Origin of the sequence: uncultured Algibacter sp., assembly GCF_947495925.1 — a bacterium.
Classification (GTDB): domain Bacteria; phylum Bacteroidota; class Bacteroidia; order Flavobacteriales; family Flavobacteriaceae; genus Algibacter_E.
Map to the genome: position 1 here is coordinate 78736 of NZ_CANMAU010000004.1, position 23576 is coordinate 102311.

11 protein-coding genes are annotated in these 23576 nt (G+C 34.2%); 6 read left to right on the forward strand and 5 right to left on the reverse strand.

Features of this window, described 5'->3' with window-relative positions; genetic code table 11:
• The first annotated feature begins 111 nt into the window (after window positions 1-111).
• Complete coding sequence (locus Q0857_RS09460) at window positions 112-7422, forward strand: fibronectin type III domain-containing protein (RefSeq protein WP_298534301.1); 7311 nt, start codon at window positions 112-114, stop codon at window positions 7420-7422.
• 87 nt (window positions 7423-7509) lie between these two features.
• On the opposite strand, the gene gatB/aspS is transcribed toward Q0857_RS09460, so the two are convergent.
• From gatB/aspS to Q0857_RS09480, 4 genes are all read right to left on the reverse strand, one after another.
• Window positions 7510-10851, reverse strand: coding sequence for a bifunctional amidotransferase subunit GatB/aspartate--tRNA ligase AspS (gene gatB/aspS / locus Q0857_RS09465; protein ID WP_298534303.1), 3342 nt, complete (start codon window positions 10849-10851; stop codon window positions 7510-7512).
• Window positions 10851-12251, reverse strand: a complete 1401-nt coding sequence (locus Q0857_RS09470) for an amidase family protein (protein WP_298534305.1) — start codon at window positions 12249-12251, stop codon at window positions 10851-10853. Before Q0857_RS09470 ends, gatB/aspS begins: the two co-directional genes overlap by 1 nt.
• Before the next feature lie 2 nt (window positions 12252-12253).
• Window positions 12254-12523: a hypothetical protein gene (locus Q0857_RS09475; protein ID WP_298534308.1), complete on the reverse strand. Its 270-nt coding sequence runs from the start codon at window positions 12521-12523 to the stop codon at window positions 12254-12256.
• A 255-nt stretch (window positions 12524-12778) separates the two neighbouring features.
• Window positions 12779-14050, reverse strand: coding sequence for a porin (locus Q0857_RS09480; RefSeq protein WP_298534310.1), 1272 nt, complete (start codon window positions 14048-14050; stop codon window positions 12779-12781).
• A 413-nt stretch (window positions 14051-14463) separates the two neighbouring features.
• Here Q0857_RS09480 and gyrB point away from each other — a divergent pair, with 413 nt between their 5' ends.
• Entirely contained in the window at window positions 14464-16413 is a 1950-nt protein-coding gene (gene gyrB / locus Q0857_RS09485; RefSeq protein ID WP_298534312.1) for a DNA topoisomerase (ATP-hydrolyzing) subunit B, read from the forward strand.
• A 61-nt stretch (window positions 16414-16474) separates the two neighbouring features.
• On the opposite strand, the gene Q0857_RS09490 is transcribed toward gyrB, so the two are convergent.
• Window positions 16475-17242 carry a membrane metalloprotease gene (locus tag Q0857_RS09490; RefSeq protein WP_298534315.1) on the reverse strand — a complete coding sequence of 256 codons (768 nt, stop codon included), beginning with the start codon at window positions 17240-17242 and terminating at the stop codon, window positions 16475-16477.
• A 190-nt stretch (window positions 17243-17432) separates the two neighbouring features.
• Here Q0857_RS09490 and Q0857_RS09495 point away from each other — a divergent pair, with 190 nt between their 5' ends.
• From Q0857_RS09495 to secDF, 4 genes are all read left to right on the forward strand, one after another.
• On the forward strand, window positions 17433-18452 hold the full coding sequence (locus tag Q0857_RS09495) for a DUF6588 family protein (RefSeq protein ID WP_298534317.1): 1020 nt from the start codon (window positions 17433-17435) through the stop codon (window positions 18450-18452).
• A 258-nt stretch (window positions 18453-18710) separates the two neighbouring features.
• Window positions 18711-19637 (forward strand): malate dehydrogenase, encoded by a 927-nt coding sequence (gene mdh / locus Q0857_RS09500; RefSeq protein ID WP_298534319.1) that lies wholly within the window; start codon window positions 18711-18713, stop codon window positions 19635-19637.
• 72 nt (window positions 19638-19709) lie between these two features.
• Window positions 19710-20330 carry a hypothetical protein gene (locus tag Q0857_RS09505; RefSeq protein ID WP_298534321.1) on the forward strand — a complete coding sequence of 207 codons (621 nt, stop codon included), beginning with the start codon at window positions 19710-19712 and terminating at the stop codon, window positions 20328-20330.
• 207 nt (window positions 20331-20537) lie between these two features.
• Window positions 20538-23528 carry a protein translocase subunit SecDF gene (gene secDF / locus Q0857_RS09510; protein WP_298534325.1) on the forward strand — a complete coding sequence of 997 codons (2991 nt, stop codon included), beginning with the start codon at window positions 20538-20540 and terminating at the stop codon, window positions 23526-23528.
• The last annotated feature ends 48 nt before the right edge of the window (window positions 23529-23576 follow it).

Sequence of the window (23576 nt, forward strand, 5' to 3'; positions counted from 1 at the left end):
ATTTACTTGAATTTATTTCAAATTTATTTATTCCTACTTATGAAAAAAAATATTATTAAGTTCCGCAAGGGTTTAAGTTTATTCTGTTTTGTTTTTTTGATTTCCTTCCAAATGTCAAATTCTCAAAGTGGCCCATGGGAAAAGGCAAGTAATTCTAGTAAAGTTTCTTATGGCAAAACTAAATCATCCATTTATAGTTTAAGGGTTGATGATTTTGAGCAAAAATTAAAAAAAATAACGGCAAGTAACCCAGAGAAGATATCTTTTCCAACCGAAGATGGTCAATCTTTAGAGTTTATGTTGTATGAAACTAAAGTCATGCACCCACTTCTGGAAAACAAATTTCCTCATATTAAAAGTTTTAAAGGGGTTTCTACAAGTCCATCAAAGAAAACTATAGCTTTTACATATTCGTCTAAGACAGGTTTTTATGGCGTTTTTGAAAGTAATATTTATGAAAAAACAGAAATTAAACCTTTAAGTAATTCACTTTATGAATTTACAATAACCTCTTCTCAGGAAAATGATGCTCCATTTTCTTGTGAAACAGAGGATTATGTTAGAAATCAATTTAGTGGAGGTGGTGTTTTTGATAGAAATGTCGATGATGGAAACTTAAGAAGATATCGCTTAGCACTTTCTGTTAGCGGTGATTATTCACAAGTCTTTTTGGATGGTTCTGAAACTAATGATAGTGAAAGGAAGGCAAAAGTTTTACAGGCTATGGTAGGTTCTGTAAATCGATTAAACGGTATTTTTGAACGTGACTTTGGGATAACCATGCAGTTAATTCCAAATTCTGATTTGTTGATTTATTTAGATCCCTTAAGAGATCCTTATACAACTGGTAGCAGCTTAAGAGGGCAATTGGTAAGTACTCTTAATGCTACTATGAGTAATGATGATTATGATGTTGGGCATTTATTTCATAAAGAATCAAATAGAAAATATGGTAATGCAGGATGCATAGCTTGCGTTTGCAAAGATGGGGAAAAAGGTCAGGCATATAGTGTACATGGTAGCCCAGATTCTGATGATATGAATCTGCTAGCTGCACATGAATTTGGACATCAGTTTGGAGCATATCACACACAAAGCAGTAGTAACTGTAGAAGTGGGATAAATAGTGAGGTTGAACCAGGAAGTGGTAGTACCATTATGAGTTATGCTGGTATTTGTCCACCGAATGTACAATCTGGAGCTGATGATTATTTTAATTATACAAGTATTCGTGATGTTGCTAACTGGACTATCAATAACTCAAGTTGTGCTGAATTAATACCTACAAGTAATAGTGCTCCAGTAATTATTCAAGGGATGGATTATAGTATTCCAAGGAGTACACCATTTGTTTTAGAGGGGAGGGCAACAGATGTTGATGGTAATGAGATGCTTACCTATTGTTGGGAGCAAAATGATAACGAAAACCCAGGAAATTCTTTTACGCCTAGGCCAACAAATGTAGTTGGACCCATGTTTAGGTCACTACCTCCAAGCTCAAGTAATAAGAGATACTTCCCTAATTTGGATGATGTTTTAATAAATAATTTAACCCCTACTTGGGAAGTGCTTCCTTCGGTTTCTAGAACATTGAATTTTGTTATGACTGTTAGAGATAATGACGTTAGTGGAGGACAAACCGTTTCAGATGCCATAGCAATAAATGTTGAAGGTAGTGCCGGTCCTTTTAACGTAACGTCGCAGACTGAGAATTCAGAAGTATGGACGGTGGGAGATTTAGTAACTGTTAATTGGAATGTTGCTGGGACTGATTCTTCACCTATTAATACAAGCCAAGTTGAAATATTTTTGTCTACAGATGGAGGGCAAAGTTTTCCTAATAGTTTGATTGTTACAGATAATGATGGGACGGAAACCTTTAACCTGCCAGATGTTGATGCTAGTTCAAATGCGAGACTAATGGTAAAAGCAGTAAATAATGTGTTTTTTGCTGTTAATCAGGTGGATTTTACTATTCAAAAATCTGAATACGTTATTCTTTCAAATGAGCCTTATATAGACGCTTGTAGTTCTGGTAATGCCGTTTTTAATGTTGAATATAAAACATTTTTAACTTTTGATGAAGAAGTTATAGTTTCGGATTCTAATTTACCGGATGGAACGAGTGCCTCGTTTTCGCAAGATACTTTTAACGGGACGAATACAGAAGGAAGCAACTTTGTTGTAACGGTATCTGGTTTAGATAATTTAGATTCTGGAGATTATAGCTTTACTGTTGAAGGTATATCAGAATCGAATATTAAGAAAAATATCACCCTAGGTTTTACGGTATTTTTAGAAAATGAAGTTATTCTAAATCTAGTTTCTCCAATAGATAATGCAGATTCTGAAGAATTAGATTTAGAACTTATTTGGGAGAATGATAATAATTCTATTTCATACCAAATAGAGATTGCTACTGATGAGGCATTTAATAATATTGTTGAAGACGCTTTAACAACAGAAACTATATTTGTGCCTTCAAGCTTAGAGAATAATCAATTGTATTACTGGCGCGTTCAATCTCTTAATCCTTGCGGTGCATCAAGTTTTTCAGCTACCCGTAGTTTTTCAACAGCTTGTAATACACCCGAAAATATCACGAGTTTAACTACAGATATTAATAGTATCGAAATTGCATGGGAAGATTCATCAAGTTCAAGTTCCTGGACAGTGGAGTATGGTGTTTCTGGCTTCTTAATTGGGACAGGGGTAAGTTCGATAGAAGATGTTAAACAGTTTAGAGCAGAAGGTTTAGAATCAGGGACTAAATATGATTTTTATGTTGCGAGTAATTGCTCGGTTGGAGGAAGTAGTTCATTTATTGGTCCTTTTATAATATCTACAGAAGCAGACTATTGTAATGGGGATCATTTTTATGATTCCGGAGGTGCCGATGGTAATTATACGGATAATGAGAATATCACCACACAAATTTATCCTGATAATAGCTCAGATAGAGTGCGTGTAAGGTTTGATAGCTTTAATGTTCATTACAATTTTGACTTTTTAACCATATTTAATGGTGAAGATGATACCGGGGCATTTTTAGGGTCTTTCACGGGAAATCAGTTGATAGGACAAGAATTTGCATCAACACATGATTCTGGAGCATTAACTTTTGTTTTTTATTCCAATAGTTTTTTGAATTTTAGTGGATGGGATGCAGTTGTGAGTTGTGAGGAAAAACCAAATTGTTTTGAGCCTGTAAATTTTGAAACTACGGAGATAAAGGGAGATGAGGCCAGTTTTAGTTGGAATGCTGTTGGAAGCGATAGTAGTTGGGAATTGGAATATGAAGAATCTGGTTTTGTAAGAGGAAATGGAACAATTGTTACCGCATTAGAAGAATCCATAATTATTGAGAATTTGACACCGTTAACTTCGTATGAGGTTTATATAAAAACAATTTGTGATGCTGGTGGTTATAGCGAGATTTTGGGGCCTTATAGGTTTGTAACAACAGAACTATGTTCTACACCAATTGATTTGAATGTTACTAGCTTTACAAACGATACAGCGGTAATAAGTTGGGGAAGTCCTAACTTGAATGTCAATACTTGGGAAGTAGAATATGGGGCTAGAGGTTTTACTTTAGGGTCAGGGTCTACACAAAGTGTTACAGAAAAGACAGCTACTTTAAATGATTTGGTGTCAAATTCGGAATATGAATTTTATGTAAGATCTAACTGTGAAGTTGATGGGGATGGGTATAGTAATTGGGCGGGTCCTATAAGATTTACAACAACTCCTGATTATTGTAGTGGTGATCATTTTTATGATTCAGGAGGACCTACTGGAAATTATTCTAATGGGGAAAATACCACCACAACAATTCATCCTAAAACAATGGATGAGCGCGTGAGAGTTGTTTTTAATAGCTTCTTGGTTGAGTCCTGTTGTGATAGGTTAAGAATATATGACGGGCCAGATACACAGTCTCCTTTATTGGGAACTTATAGGTCAAATCCAGGAATGTTAGTGTCAACACATGAAAGTGGTGCATTAACGTTTTTATTTACTTCGGATGGTAGTGTTACAAGTTTTGGCTGGGATGCTACTGTGATTTGTGAGGAGAAACCCAATTGTGTTACTCCTACCTCTTTTGCCGTTAGCAATATAGAATCTAAGCAAGTTGATTTGTCCTGGCAGCAACCAGATAGTGAAAATAGTTGGACTATTGAATACGGAGAAAGAGGCTTTATATTAGGAGGAGGTACGGAAATAATGGCAAATACAACGAATAAAACTATTACCGATTTAACACCAGATACGGATTACGAAGCATATATTAAAGCAAATTGTACGGTCGGAGGTTATAGTGACGTTCAAGGTCCAATTCAATTTACAACTCCAGTGGCATGTTTTATTCCACAAAATCTTAGATCAGTTTCTGTGGCTACAACCAGTACAAATGTTACTTGGGATACTAGTACAAGCGGTGAAAATGAATGGGAAATTGAATATGGAAATAAAGGTTTTCTTTTGGATACAGGAACAAGAATATCTCTAAATACGAATAGCGGATTAATTGAGAATTTAACACCCAATACAGAGTATGATATTTATGTTAGAGCTAATTGTAATTTGGATGGATATAGCCAATGGTCTTCTGTATTAACGTTAAAGACAAATTGTAATGTTATTTCGGCACCCTATAAAGAAAGTTTTGTAAATACAAATATTATTCCAGATTGTTGGGAGGAAAGTAATAATGGAAATTGGAGTTTTAATACCTATGCAAGTTCTGAGGCATCTAATGTTCAAGATAGAAGTTCACTTAAAAATTCTAATTACGCCTGGTTAGATGGTTCTCTTAACGCTTTTAATGGAGATTATATACTCAAATCGCCATGGGTAGATGTTTCCACTTTATCAAACCCGGCTATTACATTTTCTGCTTTTAGTAAAAATACACTCGACAATGTTTATAATGAGCTTAATGTTACATTATCGGATTCGAATGGTACATCATTTACGGATGTCATTACGGTAAATAGCAATACACATATTTGGAAGGATTTTGTGATTGATTTAAGTGATTATGGTTTTACTTCTAATGAAATTCAAGTTGAATTTAAAATTACATTAGATCAATCTTTTAGTAAAAGGTATAACGATATTTTAATTGATGAAGTTAGTTTTGATGAATTACCATCTTGTACAAACCCTGTAAATCCTGTGGTAGCAAATATTACGGGTAAAACGGCGGAACTTTCCTGGGAGTCTACAGATGATGAGACTGATTGGGAGATTCAATATGGGTTTACAGGTTTTACAATTGCTGGAGCTACTACCGTATTTACTACAGAAAATCCATTTGTTATAAGTGATTTGGTTCCTGAGCGATCCTATGATGTGTACATAAGAGCTGTATGTGGAATAGGTGATTCTAGTGAGTTTATTGGGCCTATTACTTTTTCAACCACGGAATCATGTATAACACCAACAAATTTTAGCGTTAATTCTTTTAGTAGTAATTCGGCAGAGTTAATATGGGATAATAATGGTAATGCAACAGAATGGGAAGTCGAGTATAGTACAATTTCATTTAACCCAGGAAATGGTATTGGAACACTAGTAACTACAACAACAAACTTAGTAACTATTGAGAACTTATTGCCAGATACTTGGTACCTTCTTTATTTAAGGGGTAACTGCGGTGTTGATGGTTATAGCAATTGGACAAATGCAATATTTTTTAAAACCGAAGAAAGTTGTAGTAGGCCTGCTAATTTTTCAATGCAATCTTTAACTAAAAATTCGGCAGAATTGGTTTGGAACGATAACGGAGATGCAACAGAATGGGAAGTGGAATATCAAGCTGGCTATTTTAATCCAGGAAATGGAATAGGTACAATTCAAACGACTTCGGTAAACTCAATAAATATAGAGAATCTTTTACCAGATACATTGTATTACATTTATTTAAGAAGTGATTGTGCTGATGGTGGTTATAGCAGATGGACTAATTATGTAGCTTTTAGAACTGAAGTTGCCTGTACAATTCCAAATGGCTTTACTGAACAGAATGTCACCAAAAATTCAGTTGAATTAACTTGGAGTGATAACGGTGATGCAACAGAATGGGAAGTTGAGTATTACACTGGGTATTTTCAACCAGGAAGTGGAATAGGTACAATTCAAACGACTTCAGTAAGCTCAATAAGTATTGAGAATCTTTTACCAGACACATCGTATTACGCTTATTTAAGGAGTAATTGTGATACTGATGGTAATAGTAATTGGGTAGGGTATATTAATTTTAGAACTGAAGTAGCTTGTTTTGCTCCAGATGGTTTTACAATTCAAAATGTTACTGAAAATTCAGCAGAATTAGCGTGGGACGATAGCGAAAATGTGGCAGACTGGGAGATTGAGTATTTTTCCAGCTATTTTATCCCAGGAAATGGTATCGGAACAGAAATAAAGGCATCAACAAATTCTATAAATCTTGAAGGTTTATTGTCGGGCAGAACATATTATGTGTATTTAAGAAGTAATTGTGGTGTTGATGGTTATAGTAATTGGACACCTTTACAAAATTTTGATACGCTTTGTGGCCTTCAATCAGATAGAGATGATTTAGTCGTAAATGGTAGTTTTGAATGTGGTTCTCTTGCTGGTTGGAAAGTTACAGGGCCTGATATCTTTTTTGATTGCAGTAAGAATTTTCATGTATTAGAAAATTCAACTACACTATGTTCGGTTTTTTTGAGTCAAATATTACCAACTGATGGGACTTATGGAGCTTTTACTTCTTTTAATAATGTAGAGTCGGATATAACCTATAGCTTAAGTCAGAATATTATCATACCTAATGATATAGATAATGCAGAGAATGCAATAATGTCTTTTAGTTTCAAAGCCAATTATGCTTTATTATATAATAATCCAACTCAAGAAAGAGTTTTTACAGCAAAATTTACCGATTTGTTGGGAGTAGAGTTATTTCAACTGGAAGAAGTGAGGTTTGGTTTATCTCCAAATTCAGGTAGTATTGATGTCGTTTTTAATGATGATATCTTATCCGATTTAGTTGCTTATGCTGGTGATACTATTATGCTTAAATTTTCAGCTTATATGCCAGAAAGTAATACAGGTCCGGCTGATGCTTTAATTGATAATGTGTCTTTAGTTTTAAATGAGACGCTTTCTTATGATAGTAGTTCGATTTCAGTAGGAGAATTAAGTATTTATCCAATTCCTAATGAAGGTCAATTCACAATACATAATAAAAGAGGGGGATTGATTGAAATGATTGAAGTATTTGATGTTTCAGGGCGACTAATTCAAAAAGAAAAGATTGAAATTCCTTCGCAAAAGGTTGATGTGAGTTTACAAAATATAACTTCGGGGACATATTTTGTTAAAGTATTGATAGAAGGACACAAATACACTAAAAGGATTGTGGTAGAGTAAATTATTAAATGTAAAAGCATAAATATGCCCATAAAAAAAGCGCTATCTAAATTAGATAGCGCTTTTTTTTATAAATTAAAGATGTCTTTATGTTTTTCGTATCACTCTTACATTCATTTCTTCAACTTTTTTATCAGATAAGGCAGAAGGAGCTCCAAATAATAAGTCTTCACTGGTCCCTGTTTTTGGGAATGCCATCACTTCTCTAATAGATGCTTTTTTCTCTAAAATCATCATTAGTCTATCCACACCCCAGGCAATACCACCGTGTGGTGGTGCACCGTAATGGAACGCTTTATACATGGTTCCTACACTCTTCATCATCTCTTCCTTGTTGTAGCCCATATTTTTGTATGTAGCTTCTAAAATCTCTGGTTTATGAGCACGTACAGAGCCTCCACCGATTTCATAACCATTCAATATTAAATCGTATTGTTGTGCGATAATATTTCCTATTTCATCTTCTTCGCCATTCATGTGCTTGTCTAAATCATAGATAGCAGGCATAGAGAATGGGTTGTGAGTAAAAGTCCAACGGCCTTCATCTGTTTTTTCAAACATAGGGAAATCGACAACCCAAGCAGGTCTTAATTCCTTAGGATTTATTAAACGTAGCATTTTACCTAATTCTTGTCTAACAGCATCTAAGGCTTTATTGGCTGTAGCGTAATCGGCTGCAGAAAAGAATACAATATCACCAACTTTAGCCTCAGCAATTTTAATAATACCTGCAGCAATATCTTCTCCTAAAAACTTAATAATTGGAGATTGCAGATCATTTTCATTTACGATGATATATGCTAAACCGCCAAGGCCATGACTTTGAGCTAAAGAGGTTAGTTTTTCAATTTGCCCTTTAGAGATGCGCTTATTTCCCTGCTCTTCAGCAGATACTTTGATACATTTTACAATACCCCCTTCATCAATAGGCTTACTAAAGACTTGGAATGTGGTGTCTTTAACAATTTCAGTAATATCTTTAAGTTTTAAGCCAAAACGTAAATCCGGTCTGTCACAGCCGTAGTCGTCCATAGCTTCTTTAAAAGTTAGTATTTCAAATGGGCGTAAAATCCATTTTTTGCCATATATTTTTTTAACAATGCCATTAAACATTTCTGTATTCAAATCAATGATTTGTTGCATACTGGCATAGGCCATTTCAATATCTAATTGCGTAAATTCCGGTTGGCGATCGCCACGAGAATCCTCATCTCTAAAACAACGTGCTAATTGGAAATATTTTTCGTAACCACTTACCATCAGCATTTGTTTGAATTGTTGAGGTGCTTGTGGTAAGGTATAGAATGAACCAGCTTGTTTGCGAGTAGGTACAATAAATTCACGAGCACCTTCGTCTGTTCCTGCGCTCAAAATAGGCGTTTCAATTTCAAGAAAATCTTGTTCGTCTAAAACATCACGCATGAATTTAATGACCTTATGACGATTCACAATAACACGGCGTACATCATCATTTCTGTGGTCTAGGTATTTATGTTGGAAACGTACGTTTTCGTTTGTTTTAGTGGCGCGTTTTATTTCAAAAGGTAAGGTTTTAGAAAGGTTTAAAATTTCTAATTCAGTAGCTTCTAATTCTATTTTTCCTGTTCTTAAAGCTGCGTTATAGTCGTCTTCTTTACGTTGAACAATAGTTCCAGAAACCGTAATAACCGATTCTGGTTTTAGTTTTACCAATTCATCTAAATTAGCAAACGATTCTCTACTCAAACGCACTTGAAATACTTGTGTGCTTGAGTCGCGTAAATCAATAAACATAAGTTCACCATGATCGCGAACACTAGAAACCCAACCGGAAAGCATTACATTTTCGTCAATATTTTCATCTGAAATTTCAGAGACGACATGCGTTCGGTATTCATCTTTTATGATGATAGGAATTTTAGGAAGAACCTCTTCCTCTTTTTTGGTTGCTGCTTGCTGGTTATTAGTTATTGGTTGTTCAAGTGTGTTCTCTATCTTTTGCCCTTGATCCATATCTTCCGCAAGGGCGTTAAGAATACCTTCGCGGATTATTTTTCCTGAAGCACCTTTTCCAATAATAGCAATTACTTTTCCAACTAAAATACCAGCTTTACCTTGATTTCCAGTTTTAATATCGTTTGCTACAGTTTCATTTTCTGAAATTACTTGCGCTATGGCATCCTCTATTTTAGATTCTGAAATCGTGTTTTCTTTGAAATACGTTTCGTAATCAAAATTAGCATCTGCCAATAATGTTTTAATGGCATGTTGTGCTAAAACAGGTGTTACCTTGTTATCCTTAAACGATGAGAAAATTGCGATAAAGTCTGAAAGGTTTTCTATTTTTGAATAATCTTCGGCCTTAATGTTATTAGTTAATGTTTTGGCAACAAATGAAGGTTCTTTAATAACATTGTTTATCGCAACAAAAGTTTCAGAACGTAAAGAATCAGCTGTAAAGAATTTAGCGTCTTGCGGTAAAACACCGCCTTTAATTAAAATAGATTCAACGGCATATGGTAATGTACTTAAATCTACATCAATAGACTCAACGACCTCCTTGATACTTACAAACGGTAAGTCGGGTTCAGAAATAAAGCGATAATCTGCTTCAAATTCCTTTTTACGCATGGTTTTGGTTTGCTTTAATTCAGCATCCCACAAAACCGTTGTTTGGTCTGGTCTAAATTCTTTATGCTCTAAAAAGTAGCTTAATTGTTTTTCAACTTCTTCTTTTAAAGCATCAACCATAAACTTAAATGAATTCAAGTTTTTTATTTCTGTACGGGGATTTAAATTGTAATCGCGTTTTTTTCTAAGTGATACTGAAACGTCCGATTTGAACTCTCCTTTTTCAAGGTTGGCTTCAGATATTCCTAAATTTTGAACTATACGCTGAATGTATTGTGCGTAAGTTGAAGCATCTTCGATATGGCGAATACAAGGTTCAGTAACAATTTCTATAAGAGGAACACCAGCTTTGTTAAAATCTACTAGTGAGATTTTTTTCTCGTGCATTAATTTAGCGGCATCTTCTTCAATATGTACTTGTGTTAAGTTTACTGTAAACTGCGAACCATCATTTCTATAACATGATACCTGACCATCAGGAATTACAGGATTATGAAATTGAGTGATCTGAATGTTTTTGGGATTATCTGGATACTCATAATGTTTTCTATCCCAAGAAATGACTTCGTTTTCAAAAGTCGATTTTACAGCTTTTCCAAAGTAAATAGCCTTTTTAATAGCTTCTTTATTAATTGCTGGTAAAACTCCCATTTGTCCTGTACATACCGAGCAAATGTTTTCGTTAGGTGTTTCTATTTCCTGATTGGCACAAGAACAAAATAATTTGGTTTTAGTATTTAAGCGAACATGGGTTTCTAAACCTATAACTAACTCTAGTTCGTGTTGCTTTAACAGCTCGTTTAATTGTTCCAGTTCCATTATATGATGTCTTTTAAGAAGTTAGCAAACTTCAAAACAAGTTCGTCATTATTTTTTGCGGCAGTAAGTTGCAAGCCCGTAGCCGTACCTTGTGGTATAGTTAAAGTTGGTAATTGCCCTAAGCTGAAACCTACCGTATATGCATCAGATAAATACATAGCTAAAGGATCTTTTAAACTATCACCAATTTTAGGAGGTGTACTGGGTGTAACAGGAGATATGATGATGTCAACTTCCTTAAAATCATTCTCGAAATTTTCAGAGATTTGATCTCTTAGATTTAATCCTTTTAAATAGATTTCATCTGAAAATCCTTGAGATAACACTTGGTTTCCACCAATAATTCTGCGTTTAGTTTCTTCTGAAAAGTTGTCAGAACGTGTTACTGAATAGGTCTCTTTTAAAGTATCTCCTTCAATACGATTTCCATAATTCGTACCATCTAAACGTGATAAGTTAGACGCCGTTTCAGCCATGGCTAAGGTGTAGTATGTTGAAACTAAGGTGTCAGACTTAAAGAAATCTAAGGCTTTTACTGCAATACCTTTTGCTTTTATTTTTTCGATGACCGCTAAGAAATCAGATTTCACTTGAGCATCAATAGCTTCACTTTCAATAAAATTTTTAAAGTACCCTACTGTTTGTATGTTGTCAGAGGTTTGAATGTCGTCTTGAGATATATCCGCGGAAGCGTATGTTGTTTGATCTTTTACATCTTGACCACTCATAGTATTTAAAACAATACGTATATCTTCAATAGATTTGGCAATAGGACCAACACAGTCAGTCGATGATGCATAGGCCATTAATCCGAAGCGCGATATGCGTCCGTAGGTAGGTTTTAAACCATACACATTGTTATATCCTGCAGGTTGACGCACAGAACCACCAGTATCACCACCAATTGAGAAAATCGTATAGTCTTTAGCAACATTTACAGCAGAACCTCCACTTGACCCCCCACCAACTAAGTCTGGGTTTATAGCATTTTTAACGGCACCAAAAATGGTGTTTTCACTGGACGATCCATGACCAAAACTATCGCAATTTTCTTTTACTAAAGGAATAGCTCCAGCATCTAATAATTTTTGAATAGCTGTCGCCGTATATGCAGATTTGTAATTTTTAAGCAAATTTGAACTCGCAGTAGTATAAGTGCCTTGCACCATGTATACATCTTTAATACCAAAAGGAATACCTTCCAATAAACCTATAGTCTCACCATTAGCAATTTTAGTATCAACTTTTGCAGCTAAATCTAATGCTAAGGTGTCTAATAGAGCGTTTACAGTATTATTAGTATTTTGTTTTAGTTCTTCTAATTTTTCTTGTACTAATGCTGTGCAAGTAATGTCCTTATTCACCAGTTGTTGATGAATTTTATGTATTTGAGAACTCATAACTATTCTTCTATAACTTTAGAAACAACGAGATAACCATCTTTTTCTTTCGGAAAGTTTTCAATGATAATTTGCTTTTCAGCTGAAGGACTATTAACTACAATATCATCCCTTAAATTATCTAAAGACACAGCATTATTATGATTATTATTAAAAGAATTATTATTTGAGGTATTAGCGTTTTTAATCACTTCAAATAATTTGTTCACAGTCTCTGATGGCTGTGCTCCTTTAATACTCGACAATACGTCGACTGTCATAATTTTACTCATGTCTTTTTGTTTGATTTATTACTCAAAATTAAGCCTGTAAAATTACGAAAGTTTTTATGTAGAATACAGTCTCAGCTCTTTAAAGTTAGATAGGACTTTTTATTGCTTTGAATTCTTTAGTATAACTACGATTTCATTAGTAAATTCGATATTAAAACCTTTAATAATTCAGAATATTGAAAGCGCTATGAATGCAAAAAGTAGTAAAATGACGTTTTACTACTTCTGAAAAAGCTATTAATCGAAGAGGTTTTGCTATTTGAAGGAAATTTGGTATTGTAAAACAGCCATTCCTTTATAATCTTTTTGTCCTATCGTGGTTGCATCAAAGATGGGTCTGTATTGGTATCCTAAACTGATTTTATTATTGTGAGATCCATTTATTAAAAAGTTAGTAGTAAAATCAAAAACAGTCATTTTATCATTAAGCGCATCCCAATCTGAGTGTTGGATGGCAATATTGGGTTGAATAACGACCGCATGATTAATAAGTTGCGTTTGTTTAAAAGCATAACCAAATTGCATGTACCAAGATGTGCCTGTACCAATCATTGGAAATGCAACACCTGGGCCATTAAAGTCTGTTCCACTTCCGCCAGTGGTTGGGTTGTTGGCACCTACGTTTCTGATGTAGTTTTCTCCAAAACCATAGTCGTAATATCCCAAATATGCCGTAATAGCATCATCGTTTGCTAAGGGCAGATTTAAAAATGAGTCAATCGCCCAGTGTTCCATATCATAAAACGTAGTTTCAGGTAGACTAGCATCACCATCACTCATAGCTTTAGGTTGAAATTGGTAACCTACTCCAATATTAAATACTTTTTTTGTTTGTAAATATGTGCCCGTTTGGTACGCAGATTTGTTTGATTCATGCTCAAAAAACTGATACTTCACATAGGTTGAGGTTTTGATTCTTGGTTTGTTGTTTGCAAAATTAACCTCCCCATTAGGAGCGTTCTTAACCATAAAAGGCCTGTTAAAAGCTAACCTATAATCAAATTGACCTGCTTGTCCTTTAAACCAAAATCCGAATAATCGTCCTAGGTCATCATTTTTTTCAACTGAATTCAATGTGAATAAAGGAGAATCTAGGCCCATCATGGTTTTACTAGACCTGATATTCCATCTGTTTAAACCTTGCCATCCGGATTTTCCTAAGCCTACTTCTAAAAATTTGGCAAACGAATATTCAACATATAAATCCAAAACCTCAATCGCAAAGGTTTTATCCTTGAAATTGTAGTTGTTTCCACCTAAAATGGCGTAGGCGAAAATTTTTGGAGTGACTTGAGAAGACATTGGTATACGTAACCTCCTAAGTGACACATCGGTAAAATTTGAAACGGGTTCGTTATTAATAAGTGATCCTTCATTTAAATCCGAATATCGAAGCCATATTTGGCCAGTCACGTTCCATTTAAAAGTTGGTTTAAATTCCTCTTTATTTTGACTCAGTAAAATACATGGAATTATTAAATTCAGAAAAAATAATAATTTTAGTTGTTTTCTTTTTCTATTTTTCATCTGTAATTAATTCTGAAATCTAGAACAAAAATAAAGCGAACCGAAACGTCATAAAGTGACATACATCATGTTTAGAGACATTTTTTTTACTGGTATTTACTACAACGTTTGAAGTCTTCAATTACTTTTTTTATATGAAATTAAAGTTGCAAAAGAAGGCTTTAAGGGATCTTAGTGAATTTTGTGTTTTTAGCATTGATGAAAAATGTTTAAAATCGATTTTAAGGTGTTTTTAGAGCGATTTAAGACGTTTTAAGGTAATCAACAAATGTTGATAATTTTATTAATGAGTGGATAAAATGCTTTCTAAAGGAGCCGAAATTCCGTATATTTGTATGTATTCAAAGGGATGCTAAAAGAGCATCTTTTTTTATGATATTAAACCAAATTTTAATTAAGATAATTATAAGGATATGAGCGAAGCAAAGGAAGAATTTAATAAACATAATTATTCAGCTGATAGTATTCAAGCTTTAGAGGGCATGGAGCATGTACGTATGCGCCCTTCCATGTATATTGGAGATGTTGGAACAAGAGGGTTGCATCATTTGGTATATGAGGTTGTAGATAACTCGATTGATGAAGCTTTAGCAGGTCATTGTAATAATATTACGGTAATAATTAATGAAGATAATTCGATTACTACGGAAGATGATGGTCGTGGTATTCCTGTAGATTTACATAAAAAAGAAGGTGTTTCTGCTCTTGAAGTTGTCATGACTAAAATTGGTGCAGGAGGAAAGTTTGATAAAGATTCTTATAAGGTTTCTGGTGGTTTGCATGGTGTAGGTGTAAGTTGTGTAAACGCTTTGTCCGAGCATTTAAAAGCAACAGTTTATAGAAATGGAAATATCTACGAGCAAGAATACGAACGCGGGAAAACTTTATATCCTGTAAAAACCGTAGGTGAAACAGATAAACGTGGTACGACTGTTACTTTTAAACCAGATCCAACTATTTTTACACAGACTTTGGAGTATAGTTATGATACACTTGCGAGTAGGCTGCGTGAGTTGGCTTATTTAAATAAAGGAATAACTGTTCATTTAGTTGATAGAAGGAATAAAAAAGAAGATGGTGAGTTTGAAGGTGAGACGTTTCATTCTGAGGAAGGTTTATCTGAGTTTATTCAATATTTGGATGCAACCAGAGAGCCTTTAATGAAAGATGTTATTTCTTTTGAAGGCGAAAAAAATGGTGTCCCTGTTGAAGTTGCCATGATTTATAACACATCTTACGCTGAAAACTTACATTCTTATGTAAACAACATTAATACACACGAGGGAGGAACGCATTTATCAGGCTTCCGTCGTGGTTTAACTCATACGCTTAAAAAGTTTGCGGATAATTCTGGAATGCTTGATAAGTTGAAGTTTGACATTTCTGGTGATGATTTCCGTGAAGGTTTAACAGCAATTGTGTCGGTGAAAGTTCAAGAGCCTCAATTTGAGGGGCAAACCAAAACTAAATTAGGAAACAGGGAAGTGTCTGCGTCTGTAAGTCAAGCCGTTTCTGAAATGTTGACAGATTATTTGGAAGAACATCCTGATGATGCTAAAACTATTGTACAGAAAGTGATTTTAGCAGCACAAGCACGTCATGCAGCTCAGAAGGCTCGTGAAATGGTGCAGCGTAAAACAGTTATGAGTATTGGAGGCTTACCTGGTAAATTATCAGATTGTTCAGAGCAAGACCCTGCAAAATGTGAAGTATTTCTTGTTGAGGGAGATTCGGCAGGTGGAACTGCAAAACAAGGTCGTGATAGAGCATTTCAGGCTATTCTGCCACTTCGTGGGAAAATATTAAATGTGGAAAAGGCTATGACACATAAGGTTTTTGAAAACGAGGAGATTAAGAATATTTTTACCGCACTAGGTGTAACTATTGGTACAGAAGAGGATAGCAAAGCATTGAACCTGTCTAAATTAAGGTATCATAAAGTAGTTATTATGTGTGATGCCGATATTGATGGTAGTCATATTGCAACGCTTATTTTAACATTCTTTTTTAGATACATGAAGGAGTTAATTGAAAATGGTCATATATATATAGCAACACCACCATTGTACTTGGTAAAACGGGGTGCTAAAAAACGTTATGCATGGTCGGATGCTGAGCGTGATGAAATTGTTTCAGAATTTGGTGATGGTTCAAAAATTCAACGTTATAAAGGTCTTGGTGAAATGAATGCAGAACAACTTTGGGATACGACTATGAATCCTGAATTCAGAACAATGCGTTTAGTTCAGATAGATAATGGAACAGAAGCTGATAGAATATTTTCGATGTTAATGGGTGATGAAGTGCCACCAAGAAGAGATTTTATTGAGAAGAATGCTATTTATGCAAATATTGACGCTTAAATAATTTTAACACTATAAAAAAAAAGCCGCCAATTTATTTGGCGGCTTTTTTTTTAACTAATTATTTACCGCCATTAGCTTTAAGGTCGGCCAAACATTGAGCGTCTAGCTGAGGGATATTACTCTTGTTTAATAAGTTGAAACGTCCTCCTGACACTTCAGATTCCCAATACATTAAACATTCTTGAATATTACAATGATTTGGATTTTCTTCATCTTCATGCTCTGTTTGCATGGGAGATCCTAAATCTGTTAAACCTAATATATGCCCAAACTCATGGTTAATAACGGTAGATTCTAACGTCGTTCTGTTGGCTTCAAAAGGGCTATCACTTAACCCTTGAATGGTCTCTTCATAAATAACAAAAGATGTATTCCAATAGGCTGTACCCAAAACCACTTCGTTGCCCTCATCATTATCAGATTTACCATCTATAAATAAAGCCCAAACGGCAATTTCATCAATCGCATTATAATTTTTTCGCTGTTCTCTTTCAATATCAGCAATTTCTTCAATTGTATAAGTGTCTTTTCCTGGAGAAACTATCGATCTTTTTTCAACTATTACTCCGGCAGGTTTAAATGTGAGGTCAGTCAAAAATGAAATAAAGTTATCTACGGTTTGTTGCGTGGGTTCGAACCCTTCAACATAGACCAACTCTATTCTGATACTTGTGAACTTGTCGTCTGAGAGCAAGTCATTTGCTGAACTTCCAGTGCTTTGGCGATTAAGCACTTTATTTATGGCCTGGACTTCGTTACTGCTCTCATCATTAGAACACGCATTAAAAAGTATTACCATAGTAAGTATCGCTAATATCTTCTTCATTTTTATTTCTTTTTTATAATAAACGCCTGAAACGCTAATGTATTATTATTTTTGGTTTAATACCTTATATAGTTTTGTTTTGGTTTAAACTATTTATGCTGTTATAAAAACCGATAAAAGACATTTTTAAACGACAAAATACATTATTTGTTGGTTTTTGCATATATTTGTCCAACCAAATCTATAAAAAATGAAGAAGTTTTTAATCTTACTACTGTGTTCTCTAGTATGGACATCTAACGCGCAAATAGATAATAGTTTAGATGTTCTTCTTGCTGCTGGTGTAGAAGATACACAAAGATTTGCAAATGATTATTTAAAACCAGGTACCAATGGCTTGATGCATAGCATGAATGCTAATTGGTTTAATACGGCTAAGGTTAAACCCTTGGGAGGTTTTGAAATATCTATTATTGGTAATTATGGACCAATTAAAGACGAAAAGAAGTCGTTTTTGATGAATACAGAGATATATAATAATGTTGAATTTCTTACAGGTGAGAATTCTCAAAAAGTTTCAACTGTTTTAGGAGAAAATAATCCAGATGTTGAAGTGCTTCTTACCTATGAAGACCCAATATTTGGTAATCAACAAGTTTCGGTGACTCTACCTTCAGGATTAGGCGCAGAAAATATTGATTTCATACCTACAGCTGTAATTCAAGGGGCTTTAGGGATAAGTAATGGTTTAGAGGTGAAAGCACGTTTCGTGCCCAATATAAATGTTGATGATGTTGATTTTGGATTGTACGGTGGAGCGCTTCAAGCTGAATTTACAAAATGGCTTTCGGATGATATTTATATGCCAGTTGCAATTTCTGGATTGATAGCATATACTAAAGTTAATACTACTTTTGATATTACCAACACTTCGGGTATCGCTGGTGAAAATCAACGCGTTGAAAACGATACCAGTACTTGGTTATTTCAATTAATTGGATCAACAAAGTTGCCTATTATTAATTTTTACGGTGGAATTGGATTTATTTCAGGTACTTCAGATTCTGGTTTAAAAGGAACTTATATAGTAACCGATGGTAATATTTCAGCTGATCCTCTTGTTGATCCGTTTTCCGTGTCAAGTAAAGTTTCAGACCTACGAGGGACTTTAGGAACTAAATTGAAACTAGGTGTTTTTAGACTTAATGCCGAATATCAAATTTCAGATTTTAATGTCTTCTCTGTTGGTATGAACTTTGGATTTAGATAAAATCAAATCTATTAAGAAAATGATTGATTAGTTTTAGTTAATATTTTTAAGTTTTTGTTTTTAAAAGTCCAGGATTTTGTTCTGTACTTTTTTTATTAAGAGTGTTTTAATTCGTAATTTTGCAGAGCTTGTTTTTGAAAATTAATCTCAGAAAAAGTTCCAAAAATTCATGATTGAAATCATATATATTATGATTTAAAGTTTTGATTTTTGTGATATAAATTACAAATCAAATTACTAATAATAAAAAATTTAAAAATGAAAGTAACAGTAGTAGGAGCAGGGGCAGTAGGTGCAAGTTGTGCAGAGTATATCGCTATTAAGAATTTCGCTTCAGAGGTGGTCTTGTTAGATATTAAAGAAGGATATGCTGAAGGAAAAGCTATGGATTTAATGCAGTGTGCATCATTAAACGGTTTTGATACCAAAATAACTGGTATTACTAATGATTATAGTGCAACCGCAGGTAGTGATATTTGTGTGATAACATCTGGTATTCCTCGTAAACCTGGTATGACTAGAGAAGAATTAATTGGAATTAATGCTGGTATTGTGAAAACAGTATCTTCTAGTTTAATTGAACATTCTCCAAATACAATTCTTATTGTTGTGAGTAACCCAATGGATACGATGACTTACTTAGCTCATAAATCTACAGGATTACCTAAAAATAGAATTATTGGTATGGGTGGGGCTTTAGATTCTGCTCGTTTTAAATATAGATTGGCAGAAGCTTTGGAAGCACCAATTAGTGATGTTGATGGTATGGTAATAGGAGGGCATAGTGACACAGGAATGGTGCCATTAACTAGTCACGCTACTAGAAATAGTATTAAAGTTTCGGAGTTTTTAGATGAAGACCGCTTAAATCAAGTAAAAGAAGATACGAAAGTAGGGGGAGCAACACTTACAAAATTGTTAGGAACTTCTGCTTGGTATGCACCAGGAGCTGCAGTAAGTGGTTTAGTTCAGGCTATAGCTTGTGATCAAAAGAAAATGTTTCCATGTTCTACTTTGTTAGAGGGTGAGTATGGTTTAAATGACATTTGTATTGGTGTTCCAGTAATTTTAGGAAGAAACGGTATAGAGAAAATAGTTGATATTCCTTTAAGCGACGCTGAAAAAGCACATATGCAAGCTAGTGCAGAGGGTGTTAAAAAGACTAACGGACTATTAGAATTGTAATGTTCAATATCCAAAAATGATAATTATTTAAAGACTGTAGCAATACAGTCTTTATTTTTTTATATTTGGCGCATGATAGCAAGATGGTGCATTAGTGCTTTTATTTTCTTACTGACTTTGTTTGGTGTTATTTCGCAGCAACAAATAGCTGTCCCTAACCAGGAGATTATATTACAGTTTTCAGATATTGAATTAACCTCTGAAGACGCTAAACACACTATTTTAATTGTAAGAAAGCAACTTGAGGCGTTGGGTGTTGAAAATATTCAAATTAAGTCTCAGGGAAATGGTAAGCTAAAAATTAGCTACTACTGTGATGCTGATATTTCTAGCATAAAAAACAGTTTTGCCAAAGCACATAATTTAGATCTTAACTATCAAAGTGGCACAACAGGTAGGGGGGCTTCAGAATTTCCTTCTCCTGAAAATAGTATTGCATATAATATTAATGTCTACGAAATTCAATCTTCGAGTGATTCAGGTTGGGATTTTGACGGTGCTTTTACATTAGAAGTAGAAGTTAAAAGTGACCGGTTTTTAGATCCAAATATTAATTTCTCTGCTGGGAATTTGGAGCTTAAGCGTTTAACCCAAGTTTCAAATGTAGCTTTTAGGGTTCAAAAGAACGTCTCTGTTGCTATTAGAGAGACGTTACATACCATACCTGAAGTTCGAGCAGGACCATTATTGTAGTTGAGGTTTGTTTATATCAGATTCTTTTGAGGTGAATAAGAGCCGAAAAGAATCGCTCTATAAATTTGTATTACTCAAAATTTTCCGAAAAAAGCCTTCTGTTTAAAAAAGAAGGTATTCAACCTTATTTAAATTTAACATACTGTCAAATGTACGAGGTAAATTCTATATTTGCCCGTTTAAAAAATTGATCAAAAAAATTAAAAAATGCAAAACAAAGGATTAGTAAAACTATTTGCTATTTTGTTTGGATTGGTAAGTCTTTATCAACTTTCATTCACATTCAAATCAAGTCAAATAGAAAATGAAGCAGAGGAAATAGCTATAAATGCAGTTTCTGAAACAGAGGACGATTATCGTGCTAAACGTAGTCAAGAAGAAGCAAATTATTTACAGTCAATCGCTACTGATACTGTTTATAATATTGGTATTGCAAAGTTCACTTATAACGAAGTGAAACAAAAGGCCATGAATCTTGGTCTAGATTTAAAAGGAGGAATTAATGTAATTCTTCAAGTATCTGTAAAAGACATTTTAAAAGGGCTTGCAAATAATACTAGCGATCCTGTATTTAATAAGGCTTTAGATGATGCTTCAGAATTGCAAAAAAATAGTCAAAACACATATTTAGAAGATTTCTTTGTTGCATTTGATGCTATTAAGGGAGATACAAAATTAGCATCTCCAGATATATTTTATACTAAAGCTTTAGATGGCGAAATAGATGGAAGTATGTCTGATGATGATGTAAAAGGCATTATAGAAACCAAGATTGACGAGTCTATTGTTTCTGCTTTTGAAGTATTGCGCAAACGTATTGACGAGTTTGGGGTAACATCACCAAACATTCAACGTTTAGGGAACTCAGGACGTATTTTAGTAGAATTACCCGGTGTAAAAGATGTTGAACGTGCTACAAGTTTATTACAAAGTACGGCGCAGTTAGAATTTTGGGATGCTTATAAAGGCGAGCAATTCTTTCCGTTTTTGGCTCAAGCTAATGAAGTTTTGAAAGGTATTGTTGAAGAAAAAGTAGATGGAGAGGTAGAGCCGCAAGATGAGGAAGATGCACAAGATTCTCAGATTGATGATTTACTGGGTGATGCTGAAACAGATTCAACGGCCGTTCAAGCTGCTAATCCAATTTTTGATTTACTAAGAGGGCAAGGATACCAAGGAGGACCAATTATTGCGAAGTTTGAAATTAAAGATAAGGCTAAAGTTATTGATTACTTAAACAAATCAGAAGTTAGAGCTTTACTACCTGCCGAACAACGTTATGTTAAGTTTGTTTTTGGTAAGCCAGAAAAGGGTAGCGAGCTTGTAGATTTATATGCTTTAGTAGGAAACAGAGAAAATGTACCTCAATTAAGTGGCGCTGTAGTAACGGATGCTAGAAACCAATTTGGCCCAACAGGAAATTCGGAAGTGTCTATGCAGATGAATGCAAAAGGAGCAAAAATTTGGGAAGAAATGACCGGCAAGGCATATACGCAAGGGAGCCAAATAGCTATTGTTTTAGATGACGTTGTATATTCTGCTCCAGGTGTAACTACAGGACCAATTGCTGGTGGTAGTTCTTCTATTTCTGGAGATTTTACATTAAATGAGGCCATAGATTTAGCAAACGTATTGCGTGCTGGTAAATTACCTGCTTCTGCAGATATTATTCAAAGTGAGGTGGTTGGACCTTCTTTAGGTAAAGAAGCTATAGAAAGTGGTACCATGTCTTTCTTAATCGCATTGGCCTTAGTGTTAATTTGGATGATCTTTTATTATGGAAAAGCTGGTGGATTTGCTGATATCGCAATGATGTTAAACATCGTATTAATCTTTGGTGTTTTATCTGGATTAGGAGCTGTGTTGACTTTACCTGGTATTGCTGGTATTGTATTAACTATTGGTATGTCTGTGGATGCTAACGTACTTATTTTTGAGCGCATTAGAGAAGAGTTAGCTAAAGGTAAGGGGCAGTTAGAATCTATTCAAGATGGATTTAGCAATGCCTTATCTTCAATTTTAGATGCTAACATTACTACTGGTTTAACAGCATTGATTTTATTTATATTTGGGACAGGTCCTATAAAAGGTTTTGCAACTACTTTATTAATTGGTATTGCTACATCATTATTTACCGCAATATTTATTACTAGATTGTTAATTGATTGGTATGCGAATAAAGGAGGTAAGCTGGATTTCTCTACAGGAATTACTAAAAACTTATTTAGAAATATCAATATTGAATTCTTAACGAAGCGTAAAGTGGCTTATGCAATTTCGGGTGCTTTCATTCTTTTAAGTTTAGGTTCATTATTTACAAATAGTTTAGATCAAGGTGTAGATTTTGTTGGAGGTAGGACGTATCAAGTACGTTTTGCTCAAGATGTTTCAGCCTCTGAAATTACGAACTTACTATCTGATCCTGCTGTTTTTGGTAGTGCAGATGCTAAAACATTTGGTTCTGAAAATCAGTTGAAAATTACAACGAAATATAAGGTAAACGAATCTGGTTCAGCTATTGACGAAGAAATTAGAAAATCACTTTATACGGCATTAGTACCCCATTTAGAAGGTATATCTTATGAAAAATTCATTGATCTAAATGATGAGAATAAACAAGTAGGATTATTAGAATCTTATAAAGTAACACCAACCATTGCAGATGATATTAAGCAAGCGTCACTTTGGGCGGTATTAGGGTCATTGATAGTAGTGTTCTTATATATCTTATTCAGATTTAAAAAATGGCAATATTCTTTAGGAGCGGTTGCTGCTGTATTTCATGATGTATTAATCGTATTGGGTGTATTCTCTTTAACTTATAAGTTTATGCCGTTTAATATGGAAATAAACCAAGCGTTTATCGCAGCTATTCTTACAGTAATTGGTTACTCATTAAATGATACGGTGGTTGTCTTTGATAGAATTCGTGAATTCTTTAATGAGCATACAACATGGAAATTTGATAAAGTGGTTAACGCATCATTGAGCAGTACATTAAGTAGAACATTAAATACTTCTTTGACTACATTAGTGGTATTATTGGCAATCTTTATTTTTGGTGGAGATTCGATAAGAGGCTTTATGTTTGCTTTGATAGTTGGTGTTATTGTTGGTACCTATTCATCATTATTTATTGCAACGCCAATAATGTACGATACTGTAAACAAATTGGAAGAGAAGAAGAAGAAAAGTTAAGTCTAATTCTTAATTTGTAAATCAGGCCTATTGACTTTGTTAATAGGC